Genomic DNA, 23,764 nt, shown 5'->3' with positions numbered 1-23,764 from the left:
CTCTGGTACGGTACGGCCTCCCCATGCAGAAAAAAGACCCGACCGAAGGCGGCCGCGCTGCCGCTGCTGTTCCTGTTCCCCGCGCTGGCCTCGGCCGCCGAATTCGACGGCGGCAGCCTCTCGCCGCTGTGGGGCGTGCCCTTCGCGGGCATCCTGCTGTCGATCGCGCTGCTGCCGCTGCTTGCGCCGGCCTTCTGGCACCACCACTACGGCAAGGTGTCGGCCGCCTGGGCGCTGGCTTTCCTGCTGCCCTTCGCGGCGAACTTCGGCGTGGGCTTTGCGGGCGTGCAGTTCGTGCATGCGCTGGTGGCCGAGTACATCCCGTTCATCATCCTGCTGACCGCGCTCTTCACCGTGGCCGGAGGCATCCACATCCGCGGCAACCTGCGCGGCGCGCCGGGGCTGAACACGGCCATTCTTGCCATCGGTGCGGTGCTGGCGAGCTTCATGGGCACCACGGGGGCGTCGATGCTGCTGATCCGGCCGCTGATCCGCGCCAACGACGACCGCGTGCACAAGGTGCACGTGATCGTGTTCTTCATCTTCATCGTGTCGAACGCGGGCGGCGCGCTCACGCCGCTGGGCGATCCGCCGCTGTTCCTGGGCTTCCTGAAGGGCGTGGGCTTTTTCTGGACGGCACAGCACATCCTCTGGGAAACGCTCTTCATCCTGGCCGTGCTGCTGGCGCTCTTCTACGCGATCGACCGCCACTACTACGGCAAGGAAGGCGTGCTGCCGGTCGATCCCACGCCCGACACGCCGGGCGGCATCGGCTTCGACGGCGCCGCCAACTTCTGGCTGCTGGGCGGCGTGGTCGCGCTGGTGCTGCTCAGCGGCTTCTGGAAGTCGCCGGTGGTCTTCGAGGTCTTCGGCACCGAGGTCGGCCTGCCGGGGCTGGTGCGCGACGTCGGGCTGATCGCGATCGCGGTGGTCTCGTACAAGCTGACCTCGCCCAAGGTGCATGCCGACAACCAGTTCGAATGGGGCCCGATGGCCGAGGTGGCCAAGCTCTTCGCGGGCATCTTCCTGACCATCATCCCGGTAATCGCGATGCTCAAGGCAGGCACGCAGGGGCCGTTCGGCGCCATCGTCTCGGCCGTGACCCGTGCCGACGGCCAGCCCGATCCGGCGATGTACTTCTGGGCCACCGGCGTGCTGAGCTCCTTCCTGGACAACGCGCCCACCTACCTCGTGTTCTTCAACACCGCGGGCGGCGATCCGGCGGCGCTCATGACCACCTACGCGAGCACGCTCGCCGCCATCTCCGCCGGCGCCGTGTTCATGGGCGCCAACACCTACATCGGCAACGCGCCGAACCTCATGGTCAAGGCCATCGCAGAAAGCCGCGGCGTGCGCATGCCGAGCTTCTTCGGCTACATGGCGTGGTCCGTCGCCATCCTGGTTCCGCTGTTCGTACTGTCCACCTTCCTCTTCTTCCGCTGAGAGACATACAAATCATGAGCAAGCCCAAGATCCTGGTCGCGCGCGCGATCTTTCCCGAGACCATCGAGCGCCTGTCGCAGCATTTCGAGGTCGAGTCGAACCAGTCGGACGAGAGCTGGACCAAGGAGCAGCTGATCGCGAAGCTGCAGGGCAAGCAGGGCGCCTTCACTACCGGCAGCGAGCGCATCGACGCCGCGGTGCTCGACGCCTGCCCCGACCTGAAGATCTGCGCCAACATGGCCGTGGGCTACAACAACTTCGACGTCGACGCCATGGCCGCGCGCGGCGTGCTCGGCACCAACGCGCCCGACGTGCTGACCGAGACCACGGCCGACTTCGGCTTCGCGCTGCTCATGGCCACGGCGCGCCGCATCTCCGAGAGCGAGCATTTCCTGCGTGCCGGCAAGTGGCAGAAGTGGAGCTACGACATGTTCGCGGGCTCCGACATCCACGGATCCACGCTCGGCATCATCGGAATGGGCCGTATCGGCCAGGGCATCGCCAAGCGCGGCGCGCATGGCTTCGGCATGAAGGTGGTCTATCACAACCGCTCCAGGCTCGACGCTGCACTCGAGGCCGAATGCAAGGCCAGCTACCTGAGCAAGGAAGAGTTGCTGAAGACGGCCGACCACGTGGTGCTGGTGGTGCCTTACTCGCCGGCCTCGCACCACACCATCGGCGCGGCCGAGATCGCGCTGATGAAGCCGACCGCCACGCTCGTCAACATCGCGCGCGGCGGCATCGTCGACGACGCTGCGCTGGCCGTGGCGCTGCGCGAGAAGCGCATTGCAGCCGCCGGCCTCGACGTGTTCGAGGGCGAGCCCAAGGTGCATCCCGACCTGCTGACCGTGCCCAACGTGGTGCTCACGCCGCACATTGCCAGCGCCACGGTGCCCACGCGCCGTGCCATGGCCGATCTCGCGGCGGACAACCTCATCGCGTACTTCGGCGGCAAGGGCCCGCTCACGCCCGTGACGCCGGTTCCGGCGGCCGGCAAGTAAGCAAGCGGGCAAGCAGAAGAAGAGGGCGCACGCGGACCTTGGACCCATCGCTGATCCTCGTCGGACTCGGAGTACTCGCACTCATCCAGCTCGTGCTGGTGATCTGGCTGCTCGCGCGCCGCCCACCTCCACCCGACAACGCCGACCTCACGCGCATGCTGGCCACGCTGGGCGCGGCCAACGAGCGCACCGAGCGCGAACTGCGCCGCGAGATCGCGGAAAGCTCGCGCGGCGCGCGCCAGGAGACCGCGCAGGCCTTCGCCACCTTCCAGCAGGCGCTGGTGCAGCAGGGCGCCGAGGCCACGCGCACGCAGAACGCGCAGCTCGACGCTTTCGCGCTGCAGCTCGCCTCGCTGCAGAAGACGCTGGCCGACACGCTCAACAACCAGCTGCAGGGGCTGAGCGAATCGAACGCGCGGCGCCTTTCGGAAGTGCGCGCCACCATGGAGGCGCAGCTCGCGCAGCTGCAGCAGACCAACGCCGCCAAGCTCGATGAGATGCGCAAGACCGTCGACGAGAAGCTGCAGACCACGCTGGAGGCGCGCCTGGGCGAGAGCTTCAGGCAGGTGGCCGAGCGGCTCGAGCAGGTGCACAAGGGCCTGGGCGAGATGCAGACGCTGGCCGTGGGCGTCGGCAGCCTGCAGCGCGTGCTGACCAACGTGAAGACGCGCGGCATGTTCGGCGAAGTGCAGCTCGAAGGCGCTGCTCGAGCAGGTGCTCACGTCCGAGCAGTACGCCAGGCAGATCGAGACCAAGCCGCGCAGCGGGCAGCGCGTGGATTTCGCCATCCGCTTTCCGGGCCGAGGCGACGACGGCGCGCCGGTGTGGCTGCCGATCGACGCCAAGTTTCCGCGCGACGACTACGAGCGGCTGATCGACGCGCACGAGCGCGCCGATGCCGCGGGCGTCGAGCTTGCGGCGAAGGCGCTGGAGGCGCGCATCCGCACCGAGGCCAAGTCGATCGCCGACAACTACCTCGCGGCGCCGCACACCACCGATTTCGCGATCCTGTTCCTGCCGGTGGAAAGCCTCTACGCCGAGGTGCTGCGCCGGCCCGGCCTGATGGACGCATTGCAGCGCCAGCACCGCGTGACGCTGGCCGGCCCGACCACCTTGCTCGCCATGCTCAACAGCCTGCACATGGGCTTTCGCACGCTGGCGCTGGAGCGGCAGGCGTCTGAAGTCTGGAAGGTGCTGGGCGCGGTCAAGACCGAATTCGAGCGCTACGGCGAATGGGTCGCCCGTATCAAGGAGCAGGTGGCCAAGGCCTCCGACACCATCGACAAGGCCGACACGCGCGCCCGGCAGATGCGCCTGGCGCTGCGCAAGGTCGAGGCACTGCCCGAGGCGCAGGCCCAGGCGCTGCTGCCGCCCACCACCTCCGGCGCCGACGCCGACAACAACGAGAAAGAAGAGGGCGAGAACTCCCCGTGAAAGGTTCCGAACTGCTGCGTGTGATCGGCGCCCAGGTGTGCCTGCACGCGACCATGGCCGGCATGCGGCTCGCCACGCCGCTGCTGGCGCTTCAACAGGGCTACAGCGCAGCCGCCGTCGGCGTGCTGATCTCGCTGTTCGCGCTGACCCAGGTCTTTCTGGCGCTGCCGGCGGGGCGCTTTGCCGACAGGTACGGCTTCAAGCGGCCGCTGTGGCTTTCCGTGATCGCGGCGGTCGTCGGCGCGGGGCTGGTGGTGATCTTCCCGGTGTTTCCGGTGATGTGCCTCGCGGCGCTGCTGACCGGCGGCGCCACCGGCGCGACGGTGATCGCGCTGCAGCGGCACGTGGGCCGCTCAGCCACCAACCCGACGCAGCTCAAGCGCGTGTTCAGCTGGCTGGCCATCGCGCCGGCCGTGGCCAACTTCGTCGGGCCCTTCCTGGCGGGCATGCTGATCGACCACGCGGGCCGTGCGCCTGCCGACATGCTGGCCTTTCGCATCTCCTTCGGCGTGATGGCGGCGCTGCCCATTCTTTGCTGGCTGCTCGCGCGCGGCGCGCATGAGCAGCCGCCCGCGCCGCCGGTGGCGGGTGCCAAGCCGACGCGCGCCTGGGACCTGCTTCGCGAGCCGATGTTCCGGCGCCTCTTGTTCGTGAACTGGCTGCAGTCGTCGAGCTGGGACGTGCATGCCTTCGTGCTGCCGATCCTGGGCCACGACCGGGGCATCAGCGCCTCGGTGATCGGCTCGATCCTCGGCGCCTTCGCCATCGCGGCGGCGGCGATCCGAGTGATCCTGCCGGTGATCGCCTCGCGCGCCTCGGAGCGCAACGTGATCCTCGCGTCGACGGCGGTCACGGCGCTGGTCTTCGCGGTCTATCCGCTGCTGGATTCGGCCTGGACCATGGGCATCTGCTCGGTGGTGCTCGGCTTCGCGCTGGGCGCGGTGCAGCCGATGGTGATGAGCATGCTGCACCAGATCACGCCGCACGCCCGCCACGGCGAGGCGCTGGGCCTGCGGCTCATGACCATCAACGCGTCGAGCGTGGCGATGCCGATGCTGTTCGGCTCTCTCGGCGCGCTGATCGGCATCGCCGGTGTGTTCTGGGTGGTGGGCGGCGTCGTGGCGATCGGGGCGAGGGCGACGTGGGGGCTGAAGGTTTGATCCGGCGGGCGCGGGGCGCGTAATCCACATCCGGGACACGAGTACTTCCCGTCTCTTTGACAACTTACTGACTCGAAGTCAGTATCCGGGCCTTCATCAATGACCTGAAGGCGACGATAGATGACCCCGAGCGGCGACACCGCCACGAATCCCCCCGGTGCCGATGGCGGCTTTCCCAGCGCCGGCGCACCAAGGCCCCCGAGACACGCGCCGCCGCGCTGATGGAGGCGGCCCAGCGCCTCTTCATCGACAAGGGCATCGCGGCCACTAGCATCGACGACATCGCCACCGGCGCGCAGGTGGCAAAGGGCACCTTCTACCTGTACTTTCCATCGAAGGAGGCGCTGCTCGGCGCCTTGCAGCAGCGCTTCGTCGACATCTTCTGCGAGCGCCTGCAGGAAGCCATGGACCGCCAGCGGCCCGGCAACTATCACGCCCGCCTGAAGGCCTGGGTGGAGACGGGGCTCGAAGATCTACCTCGACAACGTCGCGCTGCACGACGTCGTCTTCCACGAATACCGCCCCGAAGACCGCCGCATGCGCAACGACAACGCCGTCATCGCGCAGCTGACCGGCTTGCTGAAGCAGGGCGATGGCGCCGGCTTCTGGGACGTGGAGGACGCGACGCTCACGGCCGTGATCCTTTTCAATGCGCTGCACGGCGTGGCCGACGATGCCGTGGCGACGGGGCAGACCGGCGCTTCGGAGCGCAAGCGCCGCGCTCGGGCGCTCACGAGGTTCTTCGAGCAGGCGCTGCATCCCGCGGAGGATGAGGACGACAGCGCCGACTGATGCGACGGACCCCGTCGCGGGCCCGGTTCAGAGCTTGTAGAAGCGCTTGATCGCGCTCCAGGCATCCTCGGGCGCGTCCACGTACTCGAAGAGCTTCACGTCGCCCGGCGAGATCACGCCCTCGTCGACCAGGAAGTCGAAGTCGATCAGGCGCTTCCAGTAGTCGGAGCCGAAGAGCACGATCGGCACCGGCTTCGACTTCTTGGTCTGCACCAGGGTGATCACCTCGAACAGCTCGTCGAGCGTGCCGAAGCCGCCGGGGAACGCCACCAGCGCCTTCGCACGCATCATGAAGTGCATCTTGCGGATGGCGAAGTAGTGGAACTTGAAGCTCAGCGCGGGCGTGACGTAGGGGTTGGCTTCCTCTTCCATCGGCAGCGCGATGGCCAGGCCCACCGAAAGCCCGCCGCCTTCGTGCGCGCCGCGGTTGGCCGCCTGCATGATGCCGGGGCCGCCGCCGGTGCAGATGAAGAGCTTGTCCTGCGGTTCCTTGTCGTTGCTGTACTGGGCCACCAGCTTGCCGAATGCGCGCGCCTTCTCGTAGTAGTGCGAGTTGCGCGCCAGACGGCGCCAGCGCTCCGATGCGGCGGTGTCGCCGCTGAGTTCGGCCTGCGCGATCATGGCTGCGGCGTCTTCCTCGCTGCGAAAGCGCGCGCTGCCGAAGACCACCACGGTGTTCTCGATGCCGTGGGCGCGCTGCTCGATGTCGGGCTTCATCAGCTCGAGCTGCATGCGGATGCCGCGCGTTTCGCGGCGCAGCAGGAATTCGGGGTCGGCGAAGGCGATGCGCGAGGGATCGGGATCGAGCGGGAGGCCCTGGTCCGCATGGGCCTGGAGCGTGGCCCAGGCATCGGCCAGGCGCTTGTCGTGAAGGTTGTGCGTGTTGTTCATGGAGAAAACGGACAGGTTGTCCCGAGTGATTGTGCAGCGTCGCAACCATCATGCCCGGAAACGAAAAAGGCTCCTTGCGGAGCCTTCGTCGGGGTGGTGGTCAGCCGGGAAACCGGGACTCAGACGCGCTTGCGGTATTCGCCGGTGCGCGTGTCGATTTCGATCTTGTCGCCTTGCGAGACGAAGAGCGGAACCGGCACTTCGAAGCCGGTGGCGATCTTGGCGGGCTTCATGACCTTGCCCGAGGTGTCGCCCTTGACGGCCGGCTCGGTCCAGGTGATTTCGCGCTCGACGCTGGTGGGCAGTTCGACCGAGATGGCCTTGCCTTCGTAGAACACCACTTCGACGGCCATGCCGTCCTCGAGGTAGTTCAGGGCGTCGCCCATGTTCTCGGCTTCGACTTCGTACTGGTTGTATTCGGTGTCCATGCAGACGTACATGGGGTCTGCGAAGTAGGAGTAGGTGCACTCCTTCTTGTCGAGCACGATCTGGTCGATCTTGTCGTCGGCCTTGAAGACCACTTCGGTGTTGAAGTTGGCGATCAGGCTCTTCATCTTCATGCGCACGGTGGCGGAGTTGCGGCCGCCGCGGCTGTATTCGGTCTTGAGGACGACCATCGGGTCCTTGCCGTGCATGATGACGTTGCCGGCGCGGATTTCTTGAGCGATTTTCATAACAGGGTCTCTGGATGTTGGCCGCTCGGTGCGCGGGGCTTTCGTCTGCCGTTCGGCTGGCCCCGCGGTACATGTCCCGCGGCAGGTTTAGCGGAAGACATTCCGGATCGATGAAATCCGGGTCGAAATCCGCAAAGCCCGCTATTTTAGCTTTTTTGGGTGACGAATTTCCGCAACTGGGTAACCAGGTCGTCCTGGGCGAGCAGCCGCGCGCGGGCGTCCAGGGCTGTTTCCAGCCACGGGCCGTGCATTTCCGGCTCGGGCAGGGCAGCGTCGCCGAAGCCGTTCCACGCGTGGTGGAAAAGCCTCAGCGAGGGCGGGGCGCCGAGCCAGTCGAGCCAGGCGTTCAGCTTCTCGTGGTGGGCGTCGTCGTCCTGCGGGTAGATCTGCCAGACCAGCGGCGCGCCGGCCCAGAGGGCGCGCACCAGCGAATCCTCGCCGCGCACGAAGTTCAGGTCGCAGGCCCATAGCAGGTGGTCGAAATCCGGCTGCGTGAGATAGGGCAGGTATGAAATTGATAGCGCGCCGCGGCCATGAGGCAAAGGGGCATTGTTGAAAAGAGTCTGGACTGCCCGTGCGGCGCGGCCCGCCGTCACCAGCAGGCGCGTGGGCTGGCCGCTTTCGCTGAGGCGCGCCAGCAGCCCGGCCAGCGCCGGGGGCTCGTAGCAGAAGAGGGAGACGAGGCGCTCGTCCTGCCGCCAAGGGATCTGTCGTGCCGACAGCCAGGATGCGCGATCGAAGCCCGACCTTCGCTCCATCAGGTCGGGCTCGCGCAGCAGGCCGCCGGTGGCACTCGTGAAGCCGGGGTAGAAGAAGCGCTTGGCCAGTCCGGCGCCGGGACCCTTGAACACGGGCGAGGGCAGGCCGTGCAGCCGCTCCACGTACGGCTCCGCAGACAGGTATTCGAGGTTGATCCAGGCAATGCCCGGCCGTTCGGCGAAACGGGCGACCAGCTCCGACGCCGGGTCGCAGCCGAAGCCTTCGATCAGCACGTCGGGCGCCGGCTGCGCCACGGCCGCCCGCAGGGCCGAGGGATCGAGCCAGTCGACCACTTCCACGCCGTCATGGCCCGACGGCGCCATCCAGCCGAGTGCCGTCGCGTCGTCGACCCACAGCCGCACCCGTTCGCCGAGCCCGGCCAGCTGGGAGGCCAGCCGCCAGCACACGCCGAGGTCGCCGTGGTTGTCGATGACCTTGCAGAAGATGTCCCATCGCATGGATTGCATGGTCGCGAGTGTGCCCGCGTTCGCGGATGGCGCTTGCTATGCTGTTCGGCACAACCACCACCGGAGAGAGAGAACCCATGAGGACGAAGACCTTCCGTGCCGCGAAAACCGTGCTCGCCGTCTCCCTGGCGCTTTGCGGCATGGCCGCCGCCGTGGCGCAGACGCAGACTCCGCCGTCGCTCACGCCGCAGCAGCAGCGTTTCCACGACATCTACAAGGAGCTGATCGAGATCAACACCACCCATTCGGTGGGCGACAACACCGCGGCGGCGCGGGCCATGGAAAAGCGGCTGGTCGAGTACGGCTTCGCCCCGGGGGACATCCAGATCTTCGAACCGTTCCCGAAGAAGGGCAATCTGGTGCTCCGCTTCAAGGGCGACGGCAGCAAGAAGCCGCTGCTGCTGCTGGCCCACATCGACGTGGTCGAGGCCCGCCGCGAAGACTGGAAGACCGATCCCTTCAAGCTGCAGGAAACCGGCGGCTACTTCACCGCCCGTGGCGCCATCGACGACAAGGCGATGGCCGCGTCGCTGGTCTCCGTGGTGGGGCAGCTCAAGCAGGAAGGCTTCAAGCCCAAGCGCGACCTGATCCTGGTGCTGACCGCCGACGAGGAACGAGGCGACGCGCTGAGCAACGGCGCCTTCTGGCTCATCAACAACAAGCCCGAGCTGCTGCAGGCCGAGTTCGGCATCAACGAAGGCGGCGGCGGCGAGCTGCGCGGCGGCAAGCCCAACCTGCACCGCATGCAGGTGGCCGAGAAGATGTACACCACCTACATGCTGGAGGCGCGCGACGTGGGCGGCCACAGCTCGGTGCCGACCAAGACCAACCCCATCTATGCGCTCTCGGCGGCACTGGAGCGGCTGGGCAACTACAGCTTCCCGGTGAAGCTCGCGGACGTCACCAGGACCTACTTCGCGCGCAGCGCACCGTTTGCCACCGGCCAGCTCGCCGACGACATGCGCGCCGTGGGCAACGGCAACCCCGATCCGTCGGTGATCGAGCGCATGTCGGCCAACCCGGCCTACAGCGCCCAGTTCCGCACCACCTGCGTGGCGACGATGGTGCAGGCCGGCCATGCCGAGAACGCGCTGCCGCAGTCGGCCAAGGCCACGGTCAACTGCCGCATCCTGCCGCACGACGACCCGGACGAGGTGGAGCGCCTGCTGACCCAGGCCGTCGGCAACGACAAGATCGTGGTGCGCAACCTGGGCAAGCCGCTGCGCAGTCCGGCGTCGCCGCTGAACGGCGACCTGGTGAAGACGGTGGAATCGATCACGCAGCAGATGTGGCCCGGCGTGCCGGTGGTGCCCGCCATGAGCACCGGCGCCACCGACAGCCGCTTCATGCGCAACGCCGGCATCCCGATGTACGGCGTGACCGGCATGTTTCTCGAGCCGTCCGACGCCCGCGCGCACGGGCTGGACGAGCGCATCGAGATCCAGCGGCTGTACGACGGGCGGGAGTTCCTGTACAGGCTGGTGAGCGAGTTGGCGAAGTAGTTCTCGCCTGAGTCCTCGGGTGCCCGGCTCGGGCACCCGAGGGTTTGCGCGCGAGTGGCTGCCGGGCCCCATGCCGCGCGCCACAATAGCCGCCATGTCAGACGTGCATTCCGAACAACTGCTCAGCGAAGTCGCGGCCCTGCCGCAACTGCCCGGCGTGTACCGCTATTTCGACGCGGCCGGGGCGGTGCTCTATGTGGGCAAGGCTCGCAACCTGAAGAAGCGGGTCGCCAACTACTTCCAGAAGAACCACGGCGGCACACGCATCGGGCACATGATCTCGAAGATCGTGCGCATGGAGACCACGGTGGTGCGCTCGGAGGCAGAGGCGCTGCTGCTGGAGAACAACCTCATCAAGACGCTCAAGCCGCGCTACAACATCCTGTTTCGCGACGACAAGAGCTATCCCTACCTCAAGATCGCCTCGCACCAGTTTCCGCGGCTGGCCTACTACCGCGGCGCGGTCGACAAGAAGCACCGCTATTTCGGACCGTATCCCAGCGCCTGGGCGGTGAAGGAATCGATCCAGCTGCTGCAGAAGGTGTTCCGCCTGCGCACCTGCGAGGACACGGTGTATGCCAACCGCACGCGGCCCTGCCTGCTCTACCAGATCAAGCGCTGCAGCGGGCCCTGCGTGGGCCACATCGGGCCCGAGGCATACGCCCAGGACGTCGCCAGCGCCGAGGCCTTCCTGATGGGAGACACGCAGTTCGTGCTCTCCAAGCTCGAGCAGCGCATGACGGCGCACGCAGAGAAGCTCGAGTTCGAGCAGGCGGCCGAGCTGCGCAACCAGATGTCGGCGATCTCGCGCGTGCTGCACCAGCAGTCCATCGAGATCGCATCCGACAAGGACGTGGACATCCTCGCCGTGAAGGTGCAGGGCGGCAAGGCCTGCGTGAATCTCGCGATGGTGCGCGGCGGCCGGCACCTGGGCGACCGGCCGTACTTCCCGGTGCACGTGGAAGACGCGGCGCAGATCCATCACGGCGAGCTCGACGACGAGGAGGGCGCGCCGCCCGCGGTCGCTGATCCGGTCGAGGTGCAGGTGCTCGAGGCCTTCATCGCCCAGCACTACATCGACGTGCCCGTGCCCGCCACGCTGGTGCTGAGCGAGCAGGTGAGCCGCGAGCTGATCGAGGCGGTCTCGCAGCAGGCCGGCTCGCGCGTGACGGCGGTGTTCCAGCCGCGCGAGCAGCGCCGCCACTGGCTGGAGATGGCCGAGACCAACGCCAAGCTGCAGCTGGCCCGGCTGCTGGCCGAAGAGGGCTCGCAGCAGGCGCGCACCCGTGCGCTGGCCGACGCGCTGGAACTGGCCTCGGACGACCTCGACAACTTCCGCGTCGAATGCTTCGACATCTCGCACACCGCGGGCGAGGCGACGCAGGCTTCGTGCGTTGTGTTCGAGCACCACGCGATGCAGAACAAGGAATACCGCCGCTACAACATCGAGGGCATCACGCCCGGCGACGACTACGCCGCGATGCGCCAGGTGCTGCACCGCCGCTACGGCAAGCTGGCCGAGGCCATGGCAGCCGAGACCGACGCCCTGCCGCCGGGCGATGCCGAGAGCGACGGCAGCGCGGCGCCGCCCAAGCCGCGCACCGCGCGCATGCCCGACCTGGTGCTGGTGGACGGTGGCAAGGGGCAGGTGTCGATGGCGCGCGAGGTGTTCGGCGAGCTGGGGTTGCCGCTGTCGCTGATCGTCGGCGTCGAGAAGGGCGAGGGCCGCAAGGTCGGCCTCGAGGAACTGGTGTTCGCCGACGGCCGCGAGAAGGTCTATCTCGGCAAGGACTCGGCCGCGCTGATGCTGGTGGCCCAGATCCGCGACGAGGCGCACCGCTTCGCCATCACCGGTATGCGGGCCAAGCGCGCCAAAGTGCGGGTGGGCGGCAGCCAGCTGGAGGACATCCCGGGCATCGGGCCGAAGCGGCGCGCACGCTTGCTGCAGCGCTTCGGCGGCATCCGGGGCGTGGCGGCGGCGAGCATCGAGGACATCGCCTCGGTCGAGGGCATCGCCGCCGACCTGGCGGAAGAAATCTACAAGGCGCTGCACTGACCGCTCGATCGCGCGACCCCCGCAGGGGGTTACCGCGGCCATGACACAATCACGCGATGTTCTGGACCCTGCCGACCATCATGACCTGGACGCGCATCGTCGCGATCCCTTTGATCGTCGGTGTGTTCTACCTGCCGATGGCCGAGCCGATGCGCAACCTGATCGCCACGGTCATGTTCATCGTCTTCGCCGCCACCGACTGGCTCGACGGCTTCCTGGCGCGCCGGCTCAACCAGACCTCGGCCTTCGGGGCCTTTCTCGATCCGGTGGCCGACAAGTTCCTGGTGTGCGCGTCGCTGCTGGTGTTGGTGCACCTGAACCGGGCCGACGTGTTCGTGGCACTGATCATCATCGGCCGCGAGATCGCCATCTCGGCGCTGCGCGAGTGGATGGCGCAGATCGGCGCCAGCAAGAGCGTGGCGGTGCACATGATCGGCAAGGTCAAGACGACCGTGCAGATGATCGCCATTCCCTTCCTGCTCTATGACGGGCGCCTGTTCGGTGTGATCGACACCGGCGCCTGGGGCCAGTGGCTGATCTGGATCTCGGCCGTGCTCACCATCTGGTCGATGGTGTACTACCTTCAGAAGGCCATTCCGGAAATCCGGGCCAGAACCAAATGACGCCCGCGACCCCGGCCGGCGGCTCGGGCTGGCTGCGGGCGATGCCCGCGGTCTTCGTGCTGATCTGGAGCACGGGCTTCATCGTCGCGCGCTACGGCATGCCGTACGCGCCGCCCCTCAAGTTCCTCGCCGTGCGCTTCGCGCTGTCGCTTGCGTGCTTTGCCGCATGGGTCGCGCTGGCGCGGGTCGAGTGGCCGAAGCAGCGGGCCCAGTGGGCGCACCTGGCCGTCACCGGCGTCCTGATGCACGCGGGCTACCTCGGCGGTGTCTGGGCTGCGGTGCGCGAGGGCATGGGCGCCGGGCTGGTGGCGCTGCTGGTCGGCATCCAGCCTGTGCTGACGGCCGTCTGGCTCTCGTTCACCGGCGGGCGCATCACGGGGCGCCAGTGGGTCGGGCTGGGGCTGGGTTTCGCCGGCCTCGTGCTGGTGGTGCTGCGCAAGCTGGGGCAGGGCGGCGAGGTTAGCGTGCAGACGATGGCGCTCGCGCTGATGGCGCTGGTGTCGATCACCGCGGGCACGCTGTACCAGAAGCGCTTTGTCGCGCCCTGCGACGTGCGCAGCGCGAGCGCGGTGCAGATGGCTGCTGCCGTGCTCGTCACCTTGCCGTTCGCGGCGCTGGAGACGGACGGCATCCAGTGGAACCTGTATTCGGGCGGGGCGATGGCCTGGTCGGTGCTGGCGCTGTCGCTGGGCGGCAGCTCGCTGCTCTACATGCTGATCCAGCGCGGAACCGCCACCGCCGTCACCAGCCTGCTCTACCTGGTGCCGCCCTGCACGGCGGTGATGGCCTGGCTGCTGTTCTCTGAGCCGATCACGCTGATGACGGTGCTGGGCATCGGGCTCACGGCCGTGGGCGTGAGCCTCGTGGTGCGCAGCGGCGGCCGCTGAGCTGCCTTCTTATATCTATCTAGCGCGCCCCGTTCCTGCCCGGCTTCCAGGGCTCGCCGCGGAACTGCTCGACGAGGTGATCGACCAGCAGGCGCACCCGGCGCGGCGTCTTCGGGCGCCAGGGCGCGATCCAGTGGATGTCGGCTTCCGCCATCGCGTACTGCGGCAGCAAGCGCACAAGTTCGCCGCTGGCGAGTTGCGGTGCGATGTCCCAGAGGCTGCGCAACATGATCCCGTGTCCGGCCAGGCACCAGTCGCGCACCATCTCGCCCGAGTTGCTGGCCAGCGGCCCCTGCACGCGCACGCGCGCCGTGCTGCCGTCGCGCGCGTGGCGCAGGGTCCACACGGCGTGCTGGCGCTGGCCGGCCTCGCCGTTCTCGCGTGCGACCAGGCAGTCGTGAGAGGCCAGTGCCTCGACGGTTGCCGGTGTGCCTCGGCGCTTCAGGTAGCCGGGCGAGGCGGCGAGCACGCGCTGGTTGCGCGCGATGCGCCGCGAGACCCAGTCGGCCGCGTGGCGCTGCTGCACGGCCCAGAGCCACACCGCGCCGTCGTAGCCCTCGGCGCCGAGATCGGGAAGTTGCTCGGTGAGCGACAGCTCGATCCGCAGCGCCGGGTGCCGGGCCTGGAAGGCGGCCAGCGCCGGGCCGAGCCAGAGCCGGCCGAAGCCGAAGGTGGCGGCCAGCCGGACCGTGCCGCTCAGTTCGTTCTGCCGCTCGCCCAATTCGCTTTCCAGCGCAGCGAAGCCGTCGAGCAATGTCCTTGCGTGGAGGCAGACCGCCTCGCCCTCGGCCGTGGCGCTGAGGCGCCGGGTGGTGCGCTCGAACAGGCGCTGGCCCAGGCGGGCCTCCAGCGCGCCGAGCCGCTTGGTGACGACGGAGGGCACGACGTCGAGCGTGGCTGCCGCGCCCGCCAGGCTGCCTTGGTCGCGGATCGCGAGCACGAGTGCCAAGTCGCTGCGTTCCATCGAAGCTTGATTCATGCCAGATCGGAAAGTATGAATTGGCTGATTGTTGCTTGATGGACGGCAGGGCGCAACGCACAATCGGCGCCGTGACGGCCTCATTCCTATCCTTTCCCACCTTCGACATCGAGCGAGACGGCGTGCGCGTCCATGGGCGCATCGGCGGACAGGGGGCTCCCCTGTTGATGCTGCACGGCCATCCGCAGACGCATGCGATCTGGCATCGCGTGGCGCCCGCCCTGGCCGAGAAGTTCACGGTTATTGCGCTCGACCTGCGCGGCTACGGCGATTCGGGCCGGCCGGCACCCGATGCCGAACACGCTGTCTACAGCAAGCGCGAGATGGCGTTCGACGCGCTCGCCGCCATGCGGCACCACGGCTTCGAGCGCTTCGGCGTGCTGGCGCATGACCGGGGCGCGCGCGTCGCGCACAGGCTCGCGGCGGATCATCCCGGGGCCGTCGAGCGCATGCTGCTGCTCGACATCGCCCCCACGCTCGCGATGTACGAGCAGACTTCCGAAGCCTTCGCGAAAGCCTACTGGCACTGGTTCTTTCTCATCCAGCCGCCGCCGCTGCCCGAGGCGCTGATCGCGTCCGACCCGGTGCGCTACGTGCGCAGTGTGATGGGCGGGCGGCACGCGGGCCTCGCGCCCTTCGCGCCCGAGGTGCTGGCCGAATACGAGCGCTGCGCCGCCATCGCGGGCACGGCCGAATCCATCTGCGAGGACTACCGCGCCTCCGCCACCATCGACCTCGAGCACGACCGAGCCGACATCGCCGCGGGCCGGCGGCTTGCGCTGCCGCTGCGCGTGCTGTGGGGCGAGCATGGCGCCGTCGGCAAGGCCTTCGACGTGCTGGCGCTGTGGCGCGAGCGTGCCGCCGAGGTGTCGGGCCGCGCGCTGCCGTGCGGCCACTATGTTCCCGAAGAGGCTCCGGACGAGCTGCTCGCCGAAGCCCAGGCCTTCTTTTCACCTTTGCAACAAGCACACGCAGGAGCCAATCCATGAGCACCCACAGAATCGCAGTCATCGCCGGCGACGGCATCGGCAAGGAAACCATGCCAGAAGGGCTGCGCGTGCTGGATGCCGCGGCGCGCAAGTTCGGAATCGACCTGAAGTTCGACCACTTCGACTTCTCGAGCTGGGACTACTACGAGAAGCACGGCCAGATGCTGCCCGACAACTGGAAGGACCAGATCGGCGGGCACGACGCCATCTTCTTCGGCGCGGTGGGCTGGCCCGAGAAGATCCCCGACCACGTGTCGCTGTGGGGCTCGCTGCTGATGTTCCGCCGCGAGTTCGACCAGTACATCAACCTGCGTCCCGCGCGCCTGATGCCCGGCATCATCGCCCCCGTGGTGCGCCGCGACGGCACGCCGCGCGAGCCCGGCGAGATCGACATGTACATCGTGCGCGAGAACACCGAGGGCGAATACTCCAGCATCGGCGGGCGCATGTACCAGGGCACGCCGCGCGAGATCGTGGTGCAGGAAACCGTGATGTCGCGCGTGGGCGTCGACCGGGTGCTGAAGTTCGCGTTCGAGCTCGCGCAGTCGCGGCCGAAGAAGCATCTCACGAGCGCCACCAAGTCGAATGGCATCTCCATCACCATGCCGTACTGGGACGAGCGCGTGGCCGAGATGGGCAAGAGCTACCCGGACATCAGGCTCGACAAGTTCCACATCGACATCCTCACCGCCCACTTCGTGCAGCGGCCCGACTTCTTCGACGTGGTGGTCGCGAGCAACCTGTTCGGCGACATCCTGTCGGACCTGGGGCCGGCCTGCACGGGCACCATCGGCATCGCGCCCAGCGCCAATCTCAACCCCGAGCGCACCATGCCGTCGCTCTTCGAGCCGGTGCACGGCTCGGCGCCGGACATCGCCGGCAAGGGCATCGCCAACCCGATCGGGCAGATCTGGTGCGGCGCGATGATGCTGGAGTTCCTGGGCCACAAGCAGGCGCACGACGCCATCCTGTCGACCATCGAGAAGGTGCTCGCGCCCCAAAGCGGAGCACCGCGCACGCCCGACATCGGCGGCAACGCCAGCACCGCCGACCTGGGCAAGGCCATCGCCGATGCGCTTTGAGCCGCGACGAAAAAGGACTTCACGAAACGCCCCTAAAATCGCGCGCTCCGCTGCTCGGCATGGCCTCGTGTCTTATTGACACCCTGCAGACCAGTGGTTGTAATCCTCGCTGGCAGCGCGCTGCCGGGGCGTCAGGCCTGCCGGGTTCTTGTGTCGCACCGTTTGCGGCCAGGTCGCAGCTGACGAAAGCCGACCAACATTTTTTTCTACAAGGGGCCCTTGTGAACAAGACCGAACTGATTGAGCACATCGCAAAGAACGCCGACATTTCCAAAGCCGCAGCGACCCGCGCGCTCGAATCCACCATCGGCGCCATTCGTACCACGCTCAAGAAGGGCGGCTCCGTTTCGCTCGTCGGTTTCGGCACTTTCGCAGTAGGCAAACGCGCGGCCCGCACCGGCCGAAATCCCCGCACGGGCGACGCGATTAAAATCAAGGCAGCCAAGATTCCGAAGTTCCGTCCCGGCAAGGCGCTGAAAGACGCGCTGAACTGAGGCGTTAGACTCGGAGAGTATTTCCGGTGGGGTGCTTAGCTCAGTTGGTAGAGCGGCGCCCTTACAAGGCGTAGGTCGGGGGTTCGAGCCCCTCAGCACCCACCACCACCCGATGCAAAGGCGAACCACAAGTTCGCCTTTTTTATTGCCGTCCGACTGCTGTCGAAAAAGAGTGTTCAAGCATGTTTGATACCTTCCGCAAGTACAACAAAGTCGTGATGATTTTCTTGTTCTTGCTGATCATTCCCTCGTTCGTGTTCTTCGGTGTCGAGCGCTATCAGGGCTTCGGCCGCGACGAGAAGGTCGCACGCGTCGAAGGGCATGACATCACGAAGCCCGAGTGGGATCAGCAGCACCGCGTCGAGACGGATCGCATCCGCCAGCAGTCGCCCAACGTCGACCCGACGCTCCTCGAGTCCGATGCATTGCGCTATGCCACGCTGGAGCGCATGGTGCGCGACCGCGTGCTGGCCGCAGCGGCTGCCAAGGCCAACATGACGGTGTCCGAAGACCGCCTGTCGCGCATCTTCGCGCAGGACCCGGGCCTGGCCAGCTTCCGCACGCCCGACGGCAAGTTCGACCGCGAGACCTTCCAGCGCGTGACCGGCCGCACGCCGGAACAGTACGAAGCCTCCGTCCGCGCCGAGATGGCGACGCAGCAGGTGCTGCTGGGCATCTCGAGCACGGCCTTCACGCCGCCCGCTCTGGCCGCCACCACCATCAACGCCTTCTACGACACGCGCGAGATCCAGGTCGCCCGCTTCACTCCCGACAGCTTTGCCTCGAAGGTGACGGTGAGCGATGCCGACATCGAGGCCTACTACAAGGACCACGCCGCGCAGTTCCAGGCGCCCGAGCAGGCCAGCATCGAATACCTGGTGCTCGACCTCGATGCGGCGAAGAAGAACGTCGTCGTGAACGAGGCAGACCTCAAGACCTACTACGAGCAGAACGCCTCGCGCTTCGGCACCAAGGAAGAGCGTCGCGCGAGCCACATCCTGATCACCGCGCCGGCCAGCGCGCCTGCCGCCGAGCGCGAGAAGGCCAAGGCCAAGGCCGAGCAGCTGCTGGCCGAAGTGAAGAAGGCCCCCAATACCTTCGCCGACGTTGCTCGCAAGAATTCGCAGGACCCGGGCTCGGCGGAGAAGGGCGGCGACCTCGACTTCGTGACCAAGGGCGCGATGGTCAAGCCTTTCGAGGATGCGATGTTCGCGCTCAAGAAGGGCGAGATCAGCAACGTCGTCGAGACCGAATTCGGCTATCACATCATCCACCTGACCGATATCAAGCCGGCGGTGGTGCCTCCGTTCGAGCAGGTGCGCGCGACCATCGAGAACGACATGCGCTCGCAGCAGGCGACGCAGGAATTCGCGAAGGCTGCCGAGACCTTCACCGATGCGGTCTACCAGACGCCCGACAGCCTCAAGCCCGCGGCCGAGAAGCTCAAGCTCACGATCAAGACGGCCGACAACGTCGCGCGTACCGCGGCGCCGGGCGCCACCGGTCCGCTGGCGAACCGCAACTTCCTGAATGCGCTGTTCGCTGCCGACTCGCTCGAACGCAAGCAGAACACCGAGGCGATCGAAGTCGGCCCCAGCCAGCTCGCGTCGGGCCGCGTGACGAAGTACTCGCCGGCACATCCGGTGCCGCTGGCCGACGTGAAGGACAAGATCCGCGCCCAGCTGGTTGCGGAGCGTGCCGCAGTGCTGGCCAAGACCGAAGGCGAAGCAAAGCTCGCTGCCTGGACCGCGAAGGCCGATGGCGCGACCTTCGGCGCGCCCGTGACGGTGTCGCGTCGAGACGCGCAATCGCAGCCGCTGCCGGTCATCGACGCCGCGCTGCGTGCCGACCCCGCCAAGCTGCCCGTGCTCGTCGGCGTGGACCTGGGCGCCCAGGGCTACACGGTGGTGCGCGTGACCAAGGTCGTGCCGCGCACGCCGCCTCCGGCCGAACTCGCCAAGCAGGAGCAGTCGCAGGTCGGCCAGTCCATCGCGGCTGCCGAGGATGCCGCTTACTACGCCCTCCTGAAGGACCGCTTCAAGGCAGAGATCCTGGTGCCGAAGCCCGCGGAGACGCTGCCTCCCGCTGCGCGCTGAGACGCACGCACCGTACGTCGCCAGACGCAAGGCCCGAGCCGATGGCTCGGGCTTTTTTCATGGGGCGCAGGCAGGTCGCACGAGGGACAACTTGCGCGTTGGCTTCTTGCCAGAATCCCGCCCATGGGAACCCTCTACCTCGTGCGCCACGGGCAGGCCAGCTTCGGTGCCGCCGACTATGACAACCTGAGCGAACTCGGACACCGCCAGTCCGTTCGCCTCGGCGAGTACTGGCGCGAGCGCGGCATGAAGTTCGATGCCGTCATCACCGGCACGCTGAAGCGCCATCGGCAGACCTGGGAAGGCATCGCCAAGGGGCTCGGTCTCGAACACGACGATGTGCTGCCATGGCCCGGGCTCAACGAGTACGACAGCGAGGCGGTCATTGCCACCATCCACGAGGGCAAGCTGGAGAAGCCCGATTCACCCGAGATGTACAGGCACCACTTCCGCTTGCTGCGCGAAGGACTGGGCGCCTGGATGCAGGGAAAGACGGCGCCGGTGGGAATGCCGAGCTACGTCGACTTTCTGGCCGGAGTGACGACGGCGCTGGACCATGTGCGAGACAGGCATCACGGCGCGAAGGTACTGGTGGTGTCCAGCGGAGGGCCTATCAGCACGGCGGTGGGGCACGTGCTCGGCACGAGCGCCGAGACGACGATCGAGCTCAACCTGCGCATCCGCAACACATCGGTGACCGAGTTCGCCTTCACGCCCAAGCGGCACATGCTCGTGACGTACAACACGCTGCCGCACCTGGACGGTCCGGCCTACGAGGACTGGATCACCTACTCCTGAAGAAAGACGGCGGCATCCGGCGTCAGGCCTGCCAGACGCCGTAGCCGGCTTTGCGCAGCGCGATGCCGAGGTCGACCTCCATCAGGCGCGCGTCCTCGTAGGTCATGGGGTTGTAGCGTTCGTAGAGTGCCGGCAGCAGCCGCAGGCCGAACTCCTGCACGAAGTTGTTGGCCTGGATGCCGGCCTTGTGCTTGTCGAAACGAATGTCTGGGTCCAGGCCGGTCATGCCGACGTAGACGAAAGGCTTGCCGAGCTGGTAGTCGGGGTTGGCGCGCCTGAAGCGGCCGTTGTTCCATACGCGGTCGTCCAGCTCGACCACATAGACATGATGCTTGGCGCGTGCCTTGCGGGGCATCACAGCAGCGGCCATGTGCGCGCAGTGGCACGCGGCACGGCCTTTTCTCTATTCTTCTATTTCGATCAGCTCTTGCGCTTGATCAGGCCGTAGACGAAGAGCAGCACGATCGCGCCCAGCACCGAGGCGATGAAGCCCGCGCCCTGTCCGGCGGTGTACCAGCCCAGCGACTGGCCGACGTACGTGACGATCAGCGAGCCTGCGATGCCGATGAGGGTGGTGACGATGAAGCCTGCCGAGTCGTCGCCCGGCTTGACCGCCCGTGCCACAAGACCTACGACGAACCCGATCAGGATGGTCCAGACGATGCTCATGAAGAATTCCTTTGGTGTGGTGAAGGGGGAGTTGGCCGGAAGCCACGCCCCGTCTGTGCAGGGCGCATTCATGATAGCGGAGCGATGCGCGTGTCAGCGAAGGCTGCGAACATCGAGCGGGCGCGCGGGAATTTGTGCCTGACTTCGTGGCGCGTGCATTGCCTGGTGTCCTACAAATACGTCGCAGTGACCCTGGGCGGCCCGGTGTTTGCGGGGCGAAATGTGGCTTTCGAGCTGTTTGATCGATGCGGCCAACCAAAACAGCGATTTTTGACGCTAGAATCGTAGGCTCTGCGGTGGCTGTAGCTCAGCTGGTAGAGTCCCAGATTGTGATTCTGGTCGTCGTGGGTTCGAGTCCCATCAGCCACCCCAAAAAATATCTCCTTGCCGCTATTGCGCAATAGCGGCGTTCAAAGGATCTCGACGCCGGGCTTGTCCCGGCGTTGTCATTTCCGGCCGTCGCATCTCCTGTTGCCTGCGCGCCGAAGACTCTTTTTCCATCCTGCCTGCATATAAGACGTCAACCGCGGCGTGCACTTTACGTTGCGAGTTGTTGCACTAATGCAATGCGCCGCCAATTTTTTCGCGTGGTAAGGCACTTGTGGCAAATGTAAACTGAATTAAAATCGCCCCGTTTTCAATTCCAGGAGTCCAACAATGGCTTCGACCCTCGCCGATATCAATTCCCAGATCAAGAAGCATGACGAGCAGATTGCGCAATTGCGCAAGCAGGCCGAAGACCTGCGTAACCAGGAGCGCGCTGGTGTGATCGAGGAGTTGCGCAGGAAGATTGCCGAATATGGTTTGACCGCTTCCGACTTGAAGCTGACCGGCCGCGTGGGCTCCGCCAAGCGCAGCGCAACTGCTGCGCCGGCCAAGGCGGCTGCTAAATATCGCAGCCCGACCGGCGAAACCTGGTCTGGCGGTCGCGGACGCAAGCCGCGCTGGGTGACCGAGGCATTGGCCGCGGGCAAGTCGCTTTCCGATTACGAGATCAAGTAAGTGCCCTGTTTCCTCTGGGCAGATGCCCAATAAAAAAAGCCCGCATGAGCGGGCTTTTTTATCGGGCGCTGGAGATGAAGCGGCGTGGCGCGCTCAGTTCACCATCACCAGTTTTCCTTTGACGCCGCGCGAACCCATGTGGGCGTACGCGGCCTTCAATTCCGCCATCGGCATCGTGCTGTCGATCACCGGTTTGATCTTTCCCTGGCCATACCACTGTGCCAATTCCGCCATCATCTGCGCATTGGCCTTGGGCTCGCGTTTCGCGAAATCGCCCCAGAACACGCCGACGAGCGAGGCGCCTTTCAGCAGCATCAGATTCAATGGCAGGGACGGAATCGGGCCCGATGCGAAACCGACGACCAAATAACGGCCGCGCCACCCGATGGAGCGAAACGCGGGCTCCGCAAAATCGCCGCCTACCGGGTCGTAAATGACATCGGGTCCCTTGCCGTCGGTGGCGGCCTTGACGGCGTCGCGAAAACCGTTTGGCAGTGCGTGCGTCGTGTAGTTGATCGTCGCGTCGGCGCCAATGGAGCGGCAGAGCTCGCATTTCTCGTCGGTGGAGGCGGCCGCGATCACCTTGGCTCCGGCCGCCTTCGCGATCTGGATGGCCGCCGTGCCCACGCCGCCCGCCGCACCGAGCACCAGCACGGTTTCGCCGGCCTTGAGCTGTGCGCGGTCCATCAGCGCGTGCCACGAAGTGGCATAGATCATGATGAAGGCTGCCGCGTCGACATGACCGAAGCCTTCCGGCAGCGGCATGCACAGGGCCGCGGGCGCCAGCGTATGGGTGCCGAAGCCGCCGGTGCCGGAAAGGCAGGCCACGTTCTGTCCCACCTTGAGGTGCGTCACGCCTTCGCCGACCGCCTGCACGACGCCCGCGTACTCGGAGCCGGGCACGAAGGGCAGTGGCGGCTTCATCTGGTATTTGTTCTGCACGATCAGCAGGTCGGGGAAATTCAGGCTGGCCGCCTTGATCTCGATGAGCACCTGGCCCGGCCCGGGCGTGGGGGTGGGCAATTCCTTCCAGGTCAGCGCGTCGACGCCAACGGGGTTCTCGCAAAGCCATGCGTGCATGCCAGGGTCTCCTTCAGACAGGTAATGTTGGGGCAATGAAGCGGGCGATGATAGGGGCCGCGGCGGGGTGGCCTTGTCCCTGCTGCGACGCACCCGAAGCCTACAATCCGGTGCATCCAGAAGCACCATGAAGATACTTATTTCCAACGACGACGGCTTCCAGGCGCCGGGCATCGTCGCTCTGCACGACGCACTCAAGGACATCGCCGAAGTCGAGGTGGTCGCACCCGAGCACAACAACAGCGCCAAGTCGAACGCGCTGACCCTGGCGGCGCCGCTCTACGTGCGCGAGGCGCACAACGGTTTCCGCTATGTGACCGGCACGCCGGCCGACTGCGTGCACATCGCGCTCAAGGGCCTGCTCGACTACCGACCCGACCTGGTGGTTTCCGGCATCAACAATGGTGCCAACATGGGTGACGACACTATCTATTCGGGCACCGTGGGCGCGGCAATGGAGGCCTACCTGTTCGGCATTCCGGCGATTGCCTTCTCGCAGATCGAAAAGGGCTGGGCGCATGTGGATGCCGCGGCCCAGGTGGCGCGGCGGCTTGTGCAGCAGATCGAGCGCGAGCGTATGCTCGAAGGCGGCGCGTTCCTGCTCAACGTGAACGTGCCGAACTTGCCTTTCGAGGAGCTGAAGCCCGTCAAGGTCTGCCGGCTCGGCCGGCGCCATGCGGCGGAGAAGGTGATCACGCAGGACAGCCCGCGCGGCGAGACCATGTACTGGATCGCCGGTGCCGGCGGCGCCAAGGACAGCGGCGAAGGCACCGACTTCCATGCCACCGCGGCCGGCCACATCGCGCTGACGCCCTTGCAGATCGACCTGACAGACCACGCCAACCTTGGCCAATGGCGCGAGACGGTGGCCCGTCTCGGCAACTGA

At 66.7% G+C, this 23,764-nt stretch carries 22 protein-coding genes, 2 tRNA genes and 2 pseudogenes; 19 read left to right on the top strand and 7 right to left on the bottom strand.

Features of this window, described 5'->3' with window-relative positions; genetic code table 11:
• Positions 1-57 precede the first annotated feature (57 nt).
• The 6 genes and pseudogenes from ACHMXA_RS23350 (at position 58) to ACHMXA_RS23325 (ending at position 5,830) form a co-directional block, all read left to right on the top strand.
• Positions 58-1,443: a sodium:proton antiporter gene (locus ACHMXA_RS23350; protein WP_395321358.1), complete on the top strand. Its 1,386-nt coding sequence runs from the start codon at positions 58-60 to the stop codon at positions 1,441-1,443.
• 14 nt (positions 1,444-1,457) lie between these two features.
• Positions 1,458-2,444 (top strand): 2-hydroxyacid dehydrogenase, encoded by a 987-nt coding sequence (locus ACHMXA_RS23345; protein WP_395316464.1) that lies wholly within the window; start codon positions 1,458-1,460, stop codon positions 2,442-2,444.
• 38 nt (positions 2,445-2,482) lie between these two features.
• Positions 2,483-3,878, top strand: a pseudogene (locus ACHMXA_RS23340) (DNA recombination protein RmuC).
• On the top strand, positions 3,875-5,038 hold the full coding sequence (locus ACHMXA_RS23335; RefSeq protein ID WP_395316463.1) for an MFS transporter: 1,164 nt from the start codon (positions 3,875-3,877) through the stop codon (positions 5,036-5,038). Before ACHMXA_RS23340 ends, ACHMXA_RS23335 begins: the two are co-directional and overlap by 4 nt.
• Positions 5,039-5,259: 221 nt before the next feature.
• A pseudogene (locus ACHMXA_RS23330) lies at positions 5,260-5,337 on the top strand (TetR family transcriptional regulator); the annotation flags it as partial.
• Positions 5,338-5,575: 238 nt separating this feature from the next.
• Entirely contained in the window at positions 5,576-5,830 is a 255-nt protein-coding gene (locus tag ACHMXA_RS23325; RefSeq protein WP_395321426.1) for a hypothetical protein, read from the top strand.
• A gap of 27 nt (positions 5,831-5,857) precedes the next feature.
• On the opposite strand, the gene ACHMXA_RS23320 is transcribed toward ACHMXA_RS23325, so the two are convergent.
• From ACHMXA_RS23320 to earP, 3 genes are all read right to left on the bottom strand, one after another.
• The gene (locus ACHMXA_RS23320; RefSeq protein WP_176667086.1) at positions 5,858-6,721 is read right to left on the bottom strand and encodes a TIGR00730 family Rossman fold protein; all 864 of its coding nucleotides are present in this window, start codon (positions 6,719-6,721) and stop codon (positions 5,858-5,860) included.
• Between the two features lie 119 nt (positions 6,722-6,840).
• The gene (efp, locus tag ACHMXA_RS23315) at positions 6,841-7,395 is read right to left on the bottom strand and encodes an elongation factor P (RefSeq protein WP_176667085.1); all 555 of its coding nucleotides are present in this window, start codon (positions 7,393-7,395) and stop codon (positions 6,841-6,843) included.
• Positions 7,396-7,541: 146 nt separating this feature from the next.
• Positions 7,542-8,621 carry an elongation factor P maturation arginine rhamnosyltransferase EarP gene (earP, locus tag ACHMXA_RS23310; protein WP_395316462.1) on the bottom strand — a complete coding sequence of 360 codons (1,080 nt, stop codon included), beginning with the start codon at positions 8,619-8,621 and terminating at the stop codon, positions 7,542-7,544.
• A 77-nt stretch (positions 8,622-8,698) separates the two neighbouring features.
• Between earP and ACHMXA_RS23305 the strand changes: the two genes are divergently transcribed.
• The 4 genes from ACHMXA_RS23305 (at position 8,699) to ACHMXA_RS23290 (ending at position 13,689) form a co-directional block, all read left to right on the top strand.
• Positions 8,699-10,123, top strand: a complete 1,425-nt coding sequence (locus tag ACHMXA_RS23305; protein WP_176667083.1) for a M20/M25/M40 family metallo-hydrolase — start codon at positions 8,699-8,701, stop codon at positions 10,121-10,123.
• A gap of 94 nt (positions 10,124-10,217) precedes the next feature.
• A complete protein-coding gene (gene uvrC, locus ACHMXA_RS23300; RefSeq protein ID WP_395316461.1) occupies positions 10,218-12,179 on the top strand; it encodes an excinuclease ABC subunit UvrC in 1,962 nt (653 codons plus the stop codon).
• 56 nt (positions 12,180-12,235) lie between these two features.
• Positions 12,236-12,802 (top strand): CDP-diacylglycerol--glycerol-3-phosphate 3-phosphatidyltransferase, encoded by a 567-nt coding sequence (gene pgsA, locus ACHMXA_RS23295; RefSeq protein WP_126184980.1) that lies wholly within the window; start codon positions 12,236-12,238, stop codon positions 12,800-12,802.
• Positions 12,799-13,689, top strand: coding sequence for a DMT family transporter (locus ACHMXA_RS23290; RefSeq protein WP_395316460.1), 891 nt, complete (start codon positions 12,799-12,801; stop codon positions 13,687-13,689). The genes pgsA and ACHMXA_RS23290 overlap by 4 nt, the downstream gene beginning before the upstream one ends.
• A gap of 19 nt (positions 13,690-13,708) precedes the next feature.
• Here ACHMXA_RS23290 and ACHMXA_RS23285 read toward each other — a convergent pair whose 3' ends face one another.
• Positions 13,709-14,668 (bottom strand): LysR substrate-binding domain-containing protein, encoded by a 960-nt coding sequence (locus tag ACHMXA_RS23285; RefSeq protein WP_395316459.1) that lies wholly within the window; start codon positions 14,666-14,668, stop codon positions 13,709-13,711.
• Between the two features lie 71 nt (positions 14,669-14,739).
• Here ACHMXA_RS23285 and ACHMXA_RS23280 point away from each other — a divergent pair, with 71 nt between their 5' ends.
• The 6 genes from ACHMXA_RS23280 to ACHMXA_RS23255 all read left to right on the top strand — a co-directional run bounded on the left by ACHMXA_RS23280 (position 14,740) and on the right by ACHMXA_RS23255 (position 20,127).
• Positions 14,740-15,657, top strand: coding sequence for an alpha/beta fold hydrolase (locus ACHMXA_RS23280; protein ID WP_395316458.1), 918 nt, complete (start codon positions 14,740-14,742; stop codon positions 15,655-15,657).
• Positions 15,654-16,739 (top strand): tartrate dehydrogenase, encoded by a 1,086-nt coding sequence (locus ACHMXA_RS23275; RefSeq protein WP_395316457.1) that lies wholly within the window; start codon positions 15,654-15,656, stop codon positions 16,737-16,739. Before ACHMXA_RS23280 ends, ACHMXA_RS23275 begins: the two co-directional genes overlap by 4 nt.
• Before the next feature lie 221 nt (positions 16,740-16,960).
• Positions 16,961-17,233 carry an HU family DNA-binding protein gene (locus ACHMXA_RS23270; protein WP_007830705.1) on the top strand — a complete coding sequence of 91 codons (273 nt, stop codon included), beginning with the start codon at positions 16,961-16,963 and terminating at the stop codon, positions 17,231-17,233.
• A 29-nt stretch (positions 17,234-17,262) separates the two neighbouring features.
• A tRNA-Val gene (locus ACHMXA_RS23265) sits at positions 17,263-17,338 on the top strand.
• A gap of 77 nt (positions 17,339-17,415) precedes the next feature.
• On the top strand, positions 17,416-19,329 hold the full coding sequence (locus ACHMXA_RS23260; RefSeq protein WP_395316456.1) for a SurA N-terminal domain-containing protein: 1,914 nt from the start codon (positions 17,416-17,418) through the stop codon (positions 19,327-19,329).
• 123 nt (positions 19,330-19,452) lie between these two features.
• Complete coding sequence (locus ACHMXA_RS23255) at positions 19,453-20,127, top strand: histidine phosphatase family protein (protein ID WP_395316455.1); 675 nt, start codon at positions 19,453-19,455, stop codon at positions 20,125-20,127.
• Positions 20,128-20,149: 22 nt separating this feature from the next.
• On the opposite strand, the gene ACHMXA_RS23250 is transcribed toward ACHMXA_RS23255, so the two are convergent.
• Positions 20,150-20,482, bottom strand: a complete 333-nt coding sequence (locus tag ACHMXA_RS23250; RefSeq protein WP_395316454.1) for a hypothetical protein — start codon at positions 20,480-20,482, stop codon at positions 20,150-20,152.
• 65 nt (positions 20,483-20,547) lie between these two features.
• On the bottom strand, positions 20,548-20,796 hold the full coding sequence (locus ACHMXA_RS23245) for a GlsB/YeaQ/YmgE family stress response membrane protein (protein ID WP_395316453.1): 249 nt from the start codon (positions 20,794-20,796) through the stop codon (positions 20,548-20,550).
• A 296-nt stretch (positions 20,797-21,092) separates the two neighbouring features.
• Here ACHMXA_RS23245 and ACHMXA_RS23240 point away from each other — a divergent pair.
• Together ACHMXA_RS23240 and ACHMXA_RS23235 are read left to right on the top strand one after the other, a co-directional pair.
• Positions 21,093-21,168, top strand: a tRNA-His gene (locus ACHMXA_RS23240).
• 285 nt (positions 21,169-21,453) lie between these two features.
• Positions 21,454-21,798, top strand: a complete 345-nt coding sequence (locus tag ACHMXA_RS23235; protein ID WP_395316452.1) for an H-NS family nucleoid-associated regulatory protein — start codon at positions 21,454-21,456, stop codon at positions 21,796-21,798.
• 93 nt (positions 21,799-21,891) lie between these two features.
• Here the strand turns inward: ACHMXA_RS23235 and ACHMXA_RS23230 are convergent, their stop codons facing one another.
• Positions 21,892-22,878, bottom strand: a complete 987-nt coding sequence (locus tag ACHMXA_RS23230; protein WP_395316451.1) for an NADPH:quinone oxidoreductase family protein — start codon at positions 22,876-22,878, stop codon at positions 21,892-21,894.
• Between the two features lie 127 nt (positions 22,879-23,005).
• Between ACHMXA_RS23230 and surE the strand changes: the two genes are divergently transcribed.
• The gene (gene surE, locus ACHMXA_RS23225; protein WP_395316450.1) at positions 23,006-23,764 is read left to right on the top strand and encodes a 5'/3'-nucleotidase SurE; all 759 of its coding nucleotides are present in this window, start codon (positions 23,006-23,008) and stop codon (positions 23,762-23,764) included.

Origin of the sequence: Variovorax sp. UC74_104 (genome assembly GCF_044055375.1) — a bacterium.
Lineage (GTDB): Bacteria > Pseudomonadota > Gammaproteobacteria > Burkholderiales > Burkholderiaceae_C > Variovorax.
Note: the sequence above shows the minus strand (reverse complement) of the source record. Positions and strands in the feature narration are given on the sequence as shown.